This is a genomic window from Streptosporangium nanhuense, assembly GCF_059358815.1.
Genome location: NZ_JCADBG010000014.1, coordinates 83,515 through 95,822, shown reverse-complemented (window position 1 = coordinate 95,822; position 12,308 = coordinate 83,515). Strand labels below are relative to the sequence as shown.

14 protein-coding genes are annotated in these 12,308 nt (G+C 70.7%); 10 read left to right on the top strand and 4 right to left on the bottom strand.

What is annotated here, in order from left to right; genetic code table 11:
- Positions 1-169 precede the first annotated feature (169 nt).
- From AC5L38_RS25940 to sthA, 7 genes are all read left to right on the top strand, one after another.
- Positions 170-928, top strand: coding sequence for an SDR family oxidoreductase (locus tag AC5L38_RS25940; RefSeq protein WP_495245418.1), 759 nt, complete (start codon positions 170-172; stop codon positions 926-928).
- A 68-nt stretch (positions 929-996) separates the two neighbouring features.
- Positions 997-1,434, top strand: coding sequence for a cupin domain-containing protein (locus AC5L38_RS25935; protein WP_495245417.1), 438 nt, complete (start codon positions 997-999; stop codon positions 1,432-1,434).
- An 87-nt stretch (positions 1,435-1,521) separates the two neighbouring features.
- A complete protein-coding gene (locus AC5L38_RS25930; RefSeq protein WP_495245416.1) occupies positions 1,522-1,764 on the top strand; it encodes a hypothetical protein in 243 nt (80 codons plus the stop codon).
- Positions 1,765-1,916: 152 nt separating this feature from the next.
- Positions 1,917-3,065, top strand: a complete 1,149-nt coding sequence (locus AC5L38_RS25925) for a ferritin-like domain-containing protein (protein ID WP_495245415.1) — start codon at positions 1,917-1,919, stop codon at positions 3,063-3,065.
- Between the two features lie 256 nt (positions 3,066-3,321).
- Positions 3,322-4,560, top strand: coding sequence for a serine/threonine protein kinase (locus AC5L38_RS25920; protein WP_495245556.1), 1,239 nt, complete (start codon positions 3,322-3,324; stop codon positions 4,558-4,560).
- A gap of 57 nt (positions 4,561-4,617) precedes the next feature.
- Positions 4,618-4,863: a metallothionein gene (locus AC5L38_RS25915; RefSeq protein WP_495245414.1), complete on the top strand. Its 246-nt coding sequence runs from the start codon at positions 4,618-4,620 to the stop codon at positions 4,861-4,863.
- A 199-nt stretch (positions 4,864-5,062) separates the two neighbouring features.
- Entirely contained in the window at positions 5,063-6,466 is a 1,404-nt protein-coding gene (gene sthA / locus AC5L38_RS25910; RefSeq protein WP_495245413.1) for a Si-specific NAD(P)(+) transhydrogenase, read from the top strand.
- Between the two features lie 21 nt (positions 6,467-6,487).
- Here sthA and AC5L38_RS25905 read toward each other — a convergent pair whose 3' ends face one another.
- Positions 6,488-7,036: a TetR/AcrR family transcriptional regulator gene (locus tag AC5L38_RS25905; protein WP_495245412.1), complete on the bottom strand. Its 549-nt coding sequence runs from the start codon at positions 7,034-7,036 to the stop codon at positions 6,488-6,490.
- 94 nt (positions 7,037-7,130) lie between these two features.
- On the opposite strand from AC5L38_RS25905, the gene AC5L38_RS25900 reads away from it, so the two are divergent.
- The 3 genes from AC5L38_RS25900 (at position 7,131) to AC5L38_RS25890 (ending at position 9,166) form a co-directional block, all read left to right on the top strand.
- Positions 7,131-7,742 (top strand): DUF2867 domain-containing protein, encoded by a 612-nt coding sequence (locus tag AC5L38_RS25900; RefSeq protein WP_495245411.1) that lies wholly within the window; start codon positions 7,131-7,133, stop codon positions 7,740-7,742.
- Between the two features lie 367 nt (positions 7,743-8,109).
- On the top strand, positions 8,110-8,658 hold the full coding sequence (locus tag AC5L38_RS25895; protein ID WP_495245410.1) for a hypothetical protein: 549 nt from the start codon (positions 8,110-8,112) through the stop codon (positions 8,656-8,658).
- 187 nt (positions 8,659-8,845) lie between these two features.
- Positions 8,846-9,166 carry a hypothetical protein gene (locus AC5L38_RS25890; RefSeq protein WP_495245409.1) on the top strand — a complete coding sequence of 107 codons (321 nt, stop codon included), beginning with the start codon at positions 8,846-8,848 and terminating at the stop codon, positions 9,164-9,166.
- A gap of 26 nt (positions 9,167-9,192) precedes the next feature.
- Here AC5L38_RS25890 and AC5L38_RS25885 read toward each other — a convergent pair whose 3' ends face one another.
- The 3 genes from AC5L38_RS25885 to AC5L38_RS25875 all read right to left on the bottom strand — a co-directional run bounded on the left by AC5L38_RS25885 (position 9,193) and on the right by AC5L38_RS25875 (position 12,248).
- Positions 9,193-10,122, bottom strand: a complete 930-nt coding sequence (locus tag AC5L38_RS25885) for a DnaJ domain-containing protein (protein WP_495245408.1) — start codon at positions 10,120-10,122, stop codon at positions 9,193-9,195.
- Between the two features lie 4 nt (positions 10,123-10,126).
- The gene (locus AC5L38_RS25880) at positions 10,127-10,870 is read right to left on the bottom strand and encodes a hypothetical protein (RefSeq protein ID WP_495245407.1); all 744 of its coding nucleotides are present in this window, start codon (positions 10,868-10,870) and stop codon (positions 10,127-10,129) included.
- A gap of 229 nt (positions 10,871-11,099) precedes the next feature.
- Positions 11,100-12,248: a low temperature requirement protein A gene (locus AC5L38_RS25875; RefSeq protein ID WP_495245406.1), complete on the bottom strand. Its 1,149-nt coding sequence runs from the start codon at positions 12,246-12,248 to the stop codon at positions 11,100-11,102.
- Positions 12,249-12,308 lie beyond the last annotated feature (60 nt).

Here is a 12,308-nt window from a genome sequence, read left to right as displayed (position 1 = left end):
CGCGGGTTTTGGACTTACTTGGGTGGAAGCCTGCCCTATGACGCCTCTATACCGGGAATTTCACGACCAGGGGGATTTTGCCGGAGAGCTGTCACAGGTGCGGGGTTTGTCCTGTCTTAGCTGGTTACCGGATGGCGAGGGACGCCCTCGGGGGACAGGAAGGCATCTCATGAAAATCGTGGTGATCGGCGGTACCGGCCTGATCGGGTCCAAGCTCGTGGCCAAGCTCGGCGAGCACGGTCACGAGGCGGTGGCGGCCTCGCCCAACACCGGGGTCGACACCCTGACCGGCGAAGGGCTGGCCGAGGTGCTGGCCGGCGCGCAGGTGGTGATCGACGTGTCGAACTCCCCCTCCTTCGAGGCCGCCGCGGTGCTGGAGTTCTTCGAGACCTCCACCCGCAACCTGCTCGCCGCCGAGGCCGCCGCGGGGGTGGGCCACCATGTCGCGCTGTCGGTGGTGGGCACCGGGCGCCTGGCCGAGAGCGGCTACTTCAGGGCGAAGATCGCCCAGGAGAAGCTGATCGAGAACTCGTCGATCCCGTACTCGATCGTGCACGCGACGCAGTTCTTCGAGTTCGCCCGCAGCATCGCCGACACGGCCACCGACGGCGGCGCGGTCCGGGTGGCGCCGGTGTTCTTCCAGCCCATCGCGGGCGACGACGTCGCCCGGACGGTCGGCAGGATCGCGGTGGGCACCCCGCTGAACGGCAGGGTCGAGGTCGCCGGGCCCGAGCGCTTCCGGATGGACGGCTTCTTCCTGGACGCCCTGGCCGGCTGGGGCGACCCGCGCGAGGTCGTCACCGACCCGCACGCCCGCTACTTCGGCGCCGAGCTGGGCGAGACGAGCCTGGTGCCGCTGAGCAAGGACGCGCTGCTCGGCGAGATCCGCTACGGCGACTGGCAGAGCCGGAACACCACCGGAAAGTAGCGCGTCACCGCCGGGCACCGGCCCGGCTCCGTCACCCATTCGTTCCATTCGTCACGGAGGTATTTCCCATGCCGGACAACGACGCGACGCACACCGGGCAGAGGCCGAGATCGACCGTCTGGCAGACGGCGCTCACCACGCTGCAGGAGGTGGAGCCGCCGTTCGTCCCCGAGGGGGCGCACGCGATGACCGTGGTCATCGAGTACCCGCCCGGTGACCCCGGCACGCCGCCGCACCGGCACTCCGGCCCGGCGTTCGGCTACGTGCTGGAGGGCGAGATGCTGTTCGAGCTGGAAGGCGAGCCCGAGCGCGTCATCCGGGCCGGGGAGGTGTTCTGGGAGCCGGGCGGCGACGTCATCCACTACCAGGACGGCAACAACCGCGACGACGTCCGGGTCCGCTTCACCGTCACGATGCTGTGCGAACCCGGCAAGCCGATGCTCACCCTGGTGGACGACGAGGAACTCGCCCGGCGCGCGGACCGCCGTGCCCCCCGGAGACCCTGACCACGAACGGACGTCCGCCGTGGCGCCGCCACCGGGGGACCGGAGGGCCGGGCGGACATTCCCCCGAACCAGCATGAAGGAGAGAAGATGAGCACCCCGAACGGCGAGAACGGCTTCCTGTACGAGCTCGAGGTGGAGGTCGAGGCGGAACTCACCCTGGTCGAGTCGAGCCACCCGGAGGAGGCCGCGGACCTGCCGGTCACCGAGTGGCTGTTCGATCCGGCCGACGCCCAGCGCGACGAGATCGGCCTGCGCGGCCTTCTCGGCGCGGTCGAGGCACTGGAGGGCGGCTCCCACCCCGACGGTCCTCCCCTGGACGGATGCGCCTGAGGAACCCGCCCCGAGGGTCCTTCCCTGGACGGATGCGCCTGAGGAACCCGCCCCGAGCCGGCCCGGCGCCCATGGGCGGACGTTCCTGAGGCATCCGTACCGGCCCGGCGCCGGCGGACCCCAACTCTTCGACAGCCGAAGCGAGACACCCGATGAATCCCTCAGAATCGCGGGAGACAGCCGCTGCTCCCTCGCCGGCACGGATCGAGACGCTCGAAAGCCTGCGCGGACACCTCCAGTGGGCGATCGAGCTGGAACACGCGACCCTGCCGCCGTACCTCTACGCCCTCTACTCGCTCGACCCGGAGCGGAACCCCGAAGCGGTCGAGCTGGTGAGCGGCGTCGTCGTCGAGGAGATGCTCCACCTGGCGCTGGCCGCGAACCTGCTCAACGCCGTCGGAGGGCGGCCGCTGCTGGACACCCCGCAGATGCTGCCGCCCCATCCCCGCCCGCTGCCCCACGGGGACCGCTCCCTGCAGCTGTCACTGGTCCCGTTCGGAGCGGAGGCGCTCGGGATGTTCCTCAGGATCGAGCGGCCCGCGCCGCCCGGCGGCCCCGCGGAGAGCGACGGCTACGAGACGATCGGGCAGTTCTACGGCGCGATCGAGGAAGGACTGCGCCACCTGTGCGCCCGGTTCGGCGAGCGGGAGGTCTTCCGCGGTGCCCCGTCCCGCCAGGTGACCGCCGAGCACTTCCGGCCCAGCGCCGGGAGGCTGATCGTGGTCAACGACCTGGCGTCGGCGCTGGAGGCGCTGGAGGAGATCGTCGAGCAGGGCGAGGGCATGGCTCACGCCGAGGTCTGGGACGGCGACCAGGACGTCTTCCACCCCGGGCGGGAGGAGGTCGCGCACCACTACCGGTTCGAGGAACTCAGGGTGGGCCGGCGCTACCGGCGTGGTGACACCCCGCGGTCCGGGCCCACCGGCGCGGCGATCCCCATGGACCTCGCCGGCGTCCGTCCGATGAGGCGCAACCCGCGTCTCGCCGACCACGCTCCGGGCAGTGCGATCCGCATCGCCCAGGAGGAGTTCAACCACACCTACTGCGCCGTCCTGCACCTGCTCGAACAGGCCTTCAACGGCAGTCCGAAGACGCTCGCGGTCGCGACCGGCACCATGGACGCGCTCAAGGCCCAGGCTCGGGCCCTGATGCGGATGCCCGACGAGGGAGGCAGGACGGCCGGTCCCACCTTCGAGTACGTGGCACCCGAGCTCCGCCGCCGGAGCCTCGGCGACCGGCGACGGATCGTCGTGCTTCGCGACGACCCGTACGTCGTGTACGGCGGGGTCCCGCTCCCGTGACAGGGTGACCCTGTGCCGCTGCGGCCGGTCCTCCGACAAGCCGCTGTGCGACGGGACGCACCGGAGGATCGGCTTCCGCGACGAGGGCGCCGGGGCGACAGGGGTGACGAGGGGAACACGCCGGGACCGCGGCCGTGACCGTGCCGATCCGGTATGCGGCGACGTCTCGGTCTGCCCGGTCCTGCCCGCTTCCGCCCGGTCGACGTTCGTCCTCGTCAGAGGAAACATTCTTTCCCCGGGTCGCATCAAACACCGCATGAGAGTGGCGCAGGAGTTGATCGTGGGCGACCCGTGGCGGCTGGGCGGCTACCGTCTCGCCGGGCGGCTGGGGGCGGGCGCCCTGGGCGTGGTCTACGAGGGGTACGACCAGGGCGGGGGACGGGTCGCGGTGAGGGTCCTGCACGGCCGCCCGGGGGCCGGCGCGCCGGCCGAGGCCGCCGCCGCCCGCCTCGTCACCTCGTCCTGCACGGCGAACGTGCTGGCCGCCGATCTCGACGGGCCCAGGCCGTACATCGTCAGCGAGTACGTGGAGGGCCCCAGCCTGCGCAGGGCCGGGCGGGTCTTCGGCGACGACGACCTGCGCGGTCTCGCGGCCGCGGTCGCCACCGCGCTGACCGCCCTCCACGACGCCGGGGTGGTCCACCGTGACCTCACGCCCGACAACGTGATCCTCGGCGGGGACGGTCCCAGGGTCACCGGGTTCGGGATGGCCCCCGGGCGGATGACGTCGCTGACCGCCACCAAGCTCAGGACGCGCGTGCCGTCGTACACGGCGCCCGAGGTCTTCACCGGCGGCGCGGCGGGCCCGGCCGCCGACGTGTTCGCCTGGGCCGGGATCGTGCTGTACGCCGCGACCGGCCAGGACCCGTTCGCGGCGGGCAGCCTGGGCGCGGTGATGCACCGGATCCTCTCGCTCGACCCCGACCTGGGCTCGCTGCCCGGCCTCCTGCGGCCGCTGGCCGCCGCCGCGCTCGCCAAGGACCCCCGCGCCAGGCCCGCCGCCCGTGACCTGCTGATCGCCCTGCTCCCCGGGAGTGCCCCGGACCCCGGCACGGCCGCGCTGCTGCGGGCGGGGACCGAGGTGGCCGCCGGAGTCCGTACGGCCTGCGACGACCCCGGGCTGGGAGCGCTGGCCGAGTCCGCGTACGCCGCCCTCGGCCCCGCGGACCGGGAGCGCGCGCCCGCGGTGTTCCTGAGGCTCGTCACCCTCGCCCCCGACGGACAGCCGGTCGCCCGCGAGGCCAGGGTGCCCGCCGGGTCCGAGCGCGTCCTGCGCGGCTTCGCGGGGCTGGTCGCGCACGAGGGGGACGGGGCGCGCCTGGTCCACCAGGCGCTCCCGTACGCCTGGCCGCGCCTGGGGGAGTGGATCGAGGCCAACCGCGCCCGTCTCGCGGCGCGCGACAGGTTCGACAGGTTGCTTCCCCTGCTGCCGGTCGCGCTGATATTGGTACTGGTGATGGTCGCCGGGGTGCTCATAGCGGGGCGGATTGTCTGACCTGCGGATACCTGGGTAGAACCCTCACCGGAAATGCCATTGGTTTTGGGGGGAAACATGGCGAGCTGTGAAACGTGCGGTAACGACTACGACATGAGCTTCGAGGTGCACGCCCAGGGCAAGGTGCACGTCTTCGACAGCTTCGAGTGCGCGATCCAGCGGATGGCGCCCATCTGCGAGCACTGCGGGGTCCGGATCGTCGGGCACGGCGTGGAGGCCGGGCAGCGCTGGTTCTGCTGCGCCCACTGCGCGAGGAAGGAGGGGGCGACCGCGATCGTGGACAGGGTCGGCGCGCAGGTGTGAGCGCGCAGGTGTGAAAGCGTGGAGGGGCGGGACACCGGAGTCGTGACCCGGGCCGGCGCGCGTTGACGGCTCGGGGAGCCGTCCGTGAACCGGGGATGGTGAACTCACCCGACGGCGTGAGGCGGTATTAACGAGACTGACACGATCCGGTATTCCGTGAGTCTGGCTGAGATCGCCTCCTGCCTTCACACTGGGGCCTATGTGGGATTTTGATGTCCTCGTTCTCGGGTCCGGGCCGGGCGGGCAGAAGGCCGCGATCGCGGCGGCGAAACTCGAACGGCGTGTCGCGCTCGTCGAGCGGCGCAACATGCTCGGCGGGGTCTGCATCAACACCGGCACCATTCCCTCCAAGACACTGCGCGAGGCCGTCCTGCACCTGACGGGCCTCAACCAGCGCGGCATGTACGGCCAGAGCTACCGCGTGAAGGACGAGATCACCGCGGCCGACCTGGGGATCCGCACCCAGCACGTGATCGGCCGGGAGATCGACGTGATCCGCAGCCAGCTGTCGCGCAACCACGTGACGACGCTCAACGGGCACGGCCACTTCGTGGACCCGCACACGATCGGTGTCGTCGACGAGCACGGCCACGAGACCAAGGTCACCGCCGACAAGATCGTCATCGCCACCGGCACCCGGCCGGCCCGCCCCGACACCGTGGAGTTCGACGACCACGCGATCATCGACTCGGACGGCATCCTGCAGCTGCAGGACATCCCCGACTCGATGGTGGTCGTGGGCGCCGGGGTGATCGGCATCGAGTACGCCTCCATGTTCGCCGCGCTGGGGACCAAGGTGACCGTGGTCGAGCGCCGCGACCGGATGCTCGACTTCTGCGACCTGGAGATCGTCGAGGCGCTCAAGTACCACCTGCGCGACCTGGCGGTGACCTTCCGCTTCGGCGAGACCGTCGCCGCCGTGGAGCGCCGTCCCCGGGGCGCGCTGACCGTGCTGGAGAGCGGCAAGCGGATCCCCGCCGAGACGGTGATGTACTCGGCCGGACGCCACGGCATGACCGACGAGCTCGCCCTGGAGGCCGCGGAGCTGGCCGCCGACGCCCGGGGCCGCATCAAGGTCGACGAGCACTACCGCACGGCCGTGCCGCACATCTACGCCGTCGGCGACGTCATCGGTTTCCCCTCTCTGGCCGCCACCTCCATGGAGCAGGGCCGCATCGCCGCCCACCACGCCTGCGGGGAGCCGCTGCGCGGCATCCACCACCTGCAGCCGATCGGCATCTACACGATCCCCGAGATCAGCTTCATCGGTCCCACCGAGGACGAGCTGACCGCCTCCCACGTTCCCTTCGAGGTCGGCATCTCCCGCTACCGCGAGCTGGCCAGGGGCCAGATCATCGGCGACACCTACGGCATGCTGAAGCTCCTGGTCTCCCCGGAGACCCGCGCCCTGCTCGGCGTGCACGTCTTCGGCACCGGCGCCACCGAACTCCTGCACATCGGCCAGGCCGTCATGGGCTGCGGCGGCACCGTCGACTATCTGGTCGACGCGGTCTTCAACTACCCCACCCTGGCCGAGTCCTACAAGGTCGCCGCCCTGGACGCCACGAACAAGCTCCGCCGGGTGGCCCGCTTCGAACTCTGATCCCTGCCCGGATCGGGGCGTTCACGGCCGCGGGCGCAGGAGGTATTCCCCGGCGAGCCTGACGGCCTCTCGTTTGGTGTGCCCGGGGTGGTCCACGACGATGAAGTGGCGGCCGATCGCGAGCGTGAACGCCAGGGTGCTGCGCGCCTCGATCTCGTCGGGGTCGGTGACGAACGTGCCGAACATCTTCCGCAGGAACTCCATGCGCTCGTTGTCGACACGCCGCAGGCGCGTCGCGACGGCCTCGTCGTGGCGGGCCCAGGACCGGACCGCGAGGTCGATCCGGTGGAAGTCCTTGGAGAAGGTCAGCTGACCGCCGAGCCGGATCCTCTCGGCGGCGTCGCCGCCGGCGGCGTCGACCCGGGCGAGGACCTCCTTGGTGCAGCGGCGCTCCCACTCGTCGAGCATTTCATCGAGCAGCGCGGGACGGCCGTCGAAGTATCCGTAGAACCCGCCCTTCGTCACGCCGAGCCGGGTGGCGAGCGTCTCGACGCGGACCGCGTCGGGCCCTCCCTGGGCGAGGGCTTCGAGGCCCGCCTCTATCCAGTGGGTTCGCGGTGTGCGTGCCACGGCGGTGATCCGGCTCCGTCCATTGATCGCGTCGAAGTTGTACGGTACCGTACATAAAAAGTATACGGCACCGTATACGCGGGAGGGCCGGACCGTGCCGCGAATCGCAGAGACCGCCCACACCGAGCGGCCGTGGCGCGTCCACGAGCTCACGCGTGACTTCACGGTCGAGGACGTGTGGTCGTTCCGCACCCCCGGAGCCGGGCCCGGCGACTTCCCGGTGATGCTCGCGGCGTTGCGGGCCGCGGCCGGATCCGCGAGGCAGCCCCGGCCGGTGAGGTTCCTGTTCGCCGTCCGGTGGAAGCTCGGCGCGCTCCTCGGCTGGGACGAACCGTCGGCGGGCGTCGGGGGACGGGTCGCCTCGCTCCGCGACCGCCTGCCCGCCGACCTCCGCGACGCTCCGCGCGGCCCGGACGACGAGAGGATGCCCCTCAAGCCGGTCTACGAGCTCGGCACGGAGGCCGCACGCGAGCTGGCGAACAAGACCGTGCACGGCGTGATGCACTTCGGCTGGGTCCAGGGGGCGAACGGTGACCACGAGCTGCGGATGGCGGTCCTCGTCAAGCCCAACGGATGGTCCGGGCGGCTCTACATGGCCGCCATCGCGCCTTTTCGATACCTCGTCGTCTATCCGGCTCTGACCCGCCAGTGGGAACGAGCCTGGCGTGACCGCCCTTCCTCATGCCCCCACAGGGGCGGGGCATGAGGAAGGGCGGTCACGACGAGATCCGGGAGACGACCGCTCCGCCGGGCGGGCGGGATCATCCTCGTGCCGGGAGCGGGCCATCTGTCCCCGGCGGCGCTCATCGCCGGGGAGGGCGTCGCCGGCTGGGTGGGCCGGAGGATTGTGGGCGGCCGTCCCGCTCGTGCCCACGGGTGGGGGCGCCGGTAAGACGGTGGAGTCCCTCCGGAACGACCTCGCCTTCTGGGCCGGTCCGGGGAGCTTCTCGGCGCCGCTGATCCTCCTGGGGTGCCTGACGTGGCACCTCATCAGGACGCGGGGTGGCCGTGTCGGCCGGGACGACGCTCACACGCGGCGGACCTGAACTGATCTTTGTGATGAAATATGCCGAATGGAGAGAGCAAGGCAACTGGTGGGCGAGATGCTGATCTACTGCTTCGCGATCGTCCTGCTCACCGGCGGCTTCCTGGCGTTCTTCTACACGCCCGGCAGTGAGACCGTGTACTACGACGGCGGCTACACGCCGCTGCGCGGTGTTCCCATGAGTGCCGCCTACCGGTCGGCGCTGGAGATCAGCTTCGAGGTGCGCGGCGGCCTGCTCATTCGGCAGGCACACCACACCTCCTCGATCCTGCTCGTCCTGGGAGCCGTCGTCTGGACCCTGCTCGGCGGGTTCCGGTACGTGTTCGCACTGCTCGGCCTGGGGTTGAGCCTGCTCGCCGGGCTCTCCGGCTACGGAGCCGTCGACGACCTGCTGTCCGGGACCGTCCTGGGAGAACTGCCCACTCCCTGGTGGTACGGCCTGCACCTGCTGACGGCGCTGGGGCTGGGCGCCGTACTGGTGATCTCCTCGCGGCGAGAGGCCGCCCGGCACCCCAGAACGCCCCGGTTCGTGGCGCTGGGCTTCGGCCTCACCGTTCTGGTGATCTTCTTTCTCTGACGCTCACCGGTGCCGTGGGGCCGGCGAAAGGGGTTCCGCGGCTCTCGATCGTCCCCGACCGGATGTACGACCTGTGAGGACCTTCCCTGGGCCGCGCGATGAACCCCGAAGCCGCGGTGAGGTAGAGGTCGCGTAACCGGGAAAACCGTTCGGCCGGTGAGACGGTCACGGCCTGGCATCCGGACACGTGAGCAGAAGATTGCGTGGGATCGCGGCCGTCGACACGCGGACCGCCGCCGAGGGCGAGTACTCGACCGGCGACGGCACCGTCGTCGTCGTGGGCCCGGCACCGGAGGCGGCGCTCTCCGGCACCGTTCACCCGACTCCGCCGACCGGGCCGCGTTCGCCGCGCGTCCCCCCGGCGGCTCCGGCGGCCTCCAGGACCTCGGTCACGGCGTGGTCGCGTACGGCCGGCAGTGTCACCTCGCCGAAGACCGCGGCCTCCTCCCAGATGCCCGCCCGCGCGGCGGGGCAGAGCCTGGCCGCCAGGGCGGCGGCCCGTCCCTGAGCCGGCCCGTCCCTGAGCCGGCCGGTCTACGCGGAGGAGCCGCTGGTGAGGGCGATGGTCACGACGAACATGATGATCACGGTCAGTGCGAGGGCCGACCACCCGCACACGGTCCCGCGATACTGCATCACCTCCGCCTCGCGGTAGTTGCCTTTGCCCTTCTCGACGTGGGCGAGGACCCCGAAGACGATCGCCGTCATCCCGAGCGGCGAGCAGCCGAACATGCCGATGACGCCGAGCACGAATGGCAGGGCTCCCAGGACGGGAATCGGGGCCGGGGGCGCGGGCCATGGACCGGGGCGGTCCGTCCACGGTTGTCGACCGTGTTCGGGCTGCCCGAAGCCGGGTTGGTCATAGCCGGGCCAGCCGTATTCAGGTCGGCCGTACCCGGGCTGCCCGTACCCGGGTTGGCCGTAGCCGGGCCGGCCGTGATGGTCGGCCTGCGGATGTCCGGGCTCCCAGTGCTGATCGGGTTCCCAGCGCCGATCGGGCCGCTGAGGCCGATCAGGCCGCCCGAATCCCGGTTGGGCCTCCCACCACTGTGTCCCGTGGGCAGGCTCGTCGTACCCGTGGCTCCCACCGGCCCCGGTCTGATCCCCGGACGGGCCGAAGCCGGACCGGGCGCGGGTCCACTCGCCGCCTGAGGTGGCGTCTTCGTCGGGAGAGGCGTCAGGGGCGTGGGGGTGGTGTTCCGTGGCCGTTGCGGACGGTCCGGTGAGACGTTCCGTCAGGAACGCGTCGTAGGCGGCTCTGGTGTCGGCGTCCGACAGGATCTCATAGGCGCGGCGCGCCAGATCGAACGCCCGGCTGTCCTTCGTCCCCGTCTTGTCGGGGTGGGTGGTCTGGGCCAGGCGCAGGTACGACGCCCTGATGTCGCGGGCGTCCGCGTCGTGCGGGAGGTTGAGGACATCGTAGGCGTTGTGAGCGTCCAGAGAGTCGAACCGCCGGTCCGTCATTCCCTCAGTGCCTTCTGGCCACGTGGGCGATCCGGCAGATGAGACGCCACGTGAAAGGGCTCCCCGCGTACCCTCTCGGTTGCGATCGCGTTCCCGACGCGAACGTCACCTTGCGGCCGTCGGTGATGTAACACCAGATGCTCCATCCGGAGTTCACGAGATTGTCGGAATCCTCGTAGTACCAGAAGGCTCTCGGCTTTTCACCGCCGCCGAAAGGCTCCTGAAGGAGAACCTGGGCGCGGTGCGGCAGGTGGCCGAGGAAGTCCCGGAATTCCTGGCCGAACATGCTCTCCCGGCCGGTCGCCGTCGCGCCCGCCGCCCGCGTCCCGCCCCCGCCCGCGCCGGTGGGACGGGTCCGGTCGTGGATCTCCTCGAAGCGGAAGGACGCGGGGTCGAGAGGCAGGTAGGTGATCTCGTGCTGGCGGCGGCCGGCCGCCGACACGATCGGCGTGGCCTCGCAGAGCGCGTGGGTACCGAGGACGGCCCCGTAGATCTGCTCGGCGTTCCACTGGTGGGCCCACCATTCCAGCACCTCGCCGGCACGCGCCCGCATCTTCTGCCGTACGGCCGGATTGAGCATCTCCCACGCGCGTTCCCTGCCGGCCATGTCCGGGGCGGTGGGGACGTCGCCCGCGGGGTATGTCGGCGGCCGGTCGATCCCCCCTTCCCGGCCCCGGGAGGGGAGGTTCGAGCCCGGCCGGGCGATCGGCTGGTTCCGGGGGCGGTCGAGTTCTCCGAAGTCGGCCATGGCCCTCATTTTTCCCGTCACATTTGAGGTGTGATGCGATAGCCAGTTTTTGTTATGGGATCATAACAATGGTCGGCTTTTCGCCCCAATGCGAACACCGCGTGTGCACTCTCCGTGAAAAGGGGTTCGGGTCCGGTGGACTTGCCGAGGTATCCGATCCCTCCATATCGAATTTTGTAATCTTATTTCGTATTTCAGTGCTTAAGGGAGTTGGTTGGGGCTATACGCGCTACGGCACGGGGACGGTGGCGGTTCGGCGCCGTTCCAGGACGATGACCGCGATCACCAGCGCGGTCAGCACGGTGAGCTGCGCGAGGGCCGACCAGAGGCCGAGCGCGACCGTCAGGAGCGAGACCAGGGCGCCGGCGATCCGCAGGCCGTTGCCCGCGATGCCGAGGACGCGCCGGAACCAGGCGTCGCCCGCCATGAACAGGGCGACCCCCGCGGCCAGCGTCAGGGCCGCGCCGAACTTCAGCGGGTCGACCGGGTGGCCGATCGCCTTCTTGACGCCCGCGGCGACCGCGACGATGCCCAGCAGCATCGGGATGTGCGCGTAGAAGTAGGCTCCGAGGATCAGCCGGGTGCGCCGCACCGGCTCGGCCGCCTCCAGGACGTGCTCGGCGCGCGTCTCGTCGTCGCCGCCGAAGTAGAGCCACCACAGGCAGGCGGCCAGCGCGAGGCCGAGCACCGCCGCCAGGCCGAGGGCGAGGCCGACGTGGAGCCCCTTGGCGCCGATGCCGATCGCCACGATCGACTCGCCGAGCGCCACGATCACCAGCAGGCCGTGCCGCTCGACGATGTGCCCGGCCCGCAGGTTGAAGCCCTTCTGCCCGATGAAGTACGGGCTGCCCCACAGCAGCACCACCGCGCCCGCCCACAGCAGGTAGCTGTACGGCGCGGGGACCAGGGCGGCCAGGCCGATGAGCGCGACCCCGCCGAGGTTGAACGGCAGCACCCGGGCGAAGGCCGAGGTGACCTGGAGGTAGAGCCCGGCGTGCACGACGATCAGCAGCAGGTACCCGATCGCGAACGCCGTGCCGTCGCCGTCGAACGCCGAGGGGATCGACAGGGCCACGATCATGAATCCGGCCATGCCCAGCAGGATCAGCACCCTGCGGGCGGGCCGCGTCGGGGGGACGGCGTTGGTCAGCCAGGCGTAACCGGCGTACATCCACCAGATGGCGCCGAAGACCAGCAGCCCCCGCAGCGCGCTCTCGGCGGGCCTGCCGTCCTGCAGGCCGTCCACCATCAGGCCGGTGAGCTGGGTGACGGTGAAGACGAAGACCAGGTCGAAGAAGAGTTCGAGGGTGGAGACGCGGAGCTCGGTCTCCGGCGGAGCGGGTTCGGCCCGCTCCGCGAACCAGCCGGGAAGACGCATCCGATCATTGTGCGGGTACGGCACCCTCCCGCGAATCTCAATAAAAGCCGAAAAAAGACC

Excerpts from the sequence above, each read along its gene's own strand:
- AC5L38_RS25940 (WP_495245418.1), top strand. The coding sequence starts at position 170 with ATGAAAATCGTGGTGATCGGCGGTACCGGCCTGATCGGGTCCAAGCTC.
- AC5L38_RS25935 (WP_495245417.1), top strand. The coding sequence starts at position 997 with ATGCCGGACAACGACGCGACGCACACCGGGCAGAGGCCGAGATCGACC.
- AC5L38_RS25930 (WP_495245416.1), top strand. The coding sequence starts at position 1,522 with ATGAGCACCCCGAACGGCGAGAACGGCTTCCTGTACGAGCTCGAGGTG.
- AC5L38_RS25925 (WP_495245415.1), top strand. The coding sequence starts at position 1,917 with ATGAATCCCTCAGAATCGCGGGAGACAGCCGCTGCTCCCTCGCCGGCA.
- AC5L38_RS25920 (WP_495245556.1), top strand. The coding sequence starts at position 3,322 with ATGAGAGTGGCGCAGGAGTTGATCGTGGGCGACCCGTGGCGGCTGGGC.
- AC5L38_RS25915 (WP_495245414.1), top strand. The coding sequence starts at position 4,618 with ATGGCGAGCTGTGAAACGTGCGGTAACGACTACGACATGAGCTTCGAG.
- sthA (WP_495245413.1), top strand. The coding sequence starts at position 5,063 with ATGTGGGATTTTGATGTCCTCGTTCTCGGGTCCGGGCCGGGCGGGCAG.
- AC5L38_RS25895 (WP_495245410.1), top strand. The coding sequence starts at position 8,110 with ATGGAGAGAGCAAGGCAACTGGTGGGCGAGATGCTGATCTACTGCTTC.
- AC5L38_RS25885 (WP_495245408.1), bottom strand. The coding sequence starts at position 10,122 with ATGACGGACCGGCGGTTCGACTCTCTGGACGCTCACAACGCCTACGAT.
- AC5L38_RS25880 (WP_495245407.1), bottom strand. The coding sequence starts at position 10,870 with ATGGCCGACTTCGGAGAACTCGACCGCCCCCGGAACCAGCCGATCGCC.
- AC5L38_RS25875 (WP_495245406.1), bottom strand. The coding sequence starts at position 12,248 with ATGCGTCTTCCCGGCTGGTTCGCGGAGCGGGCCGAACCCGCTCCGCCG.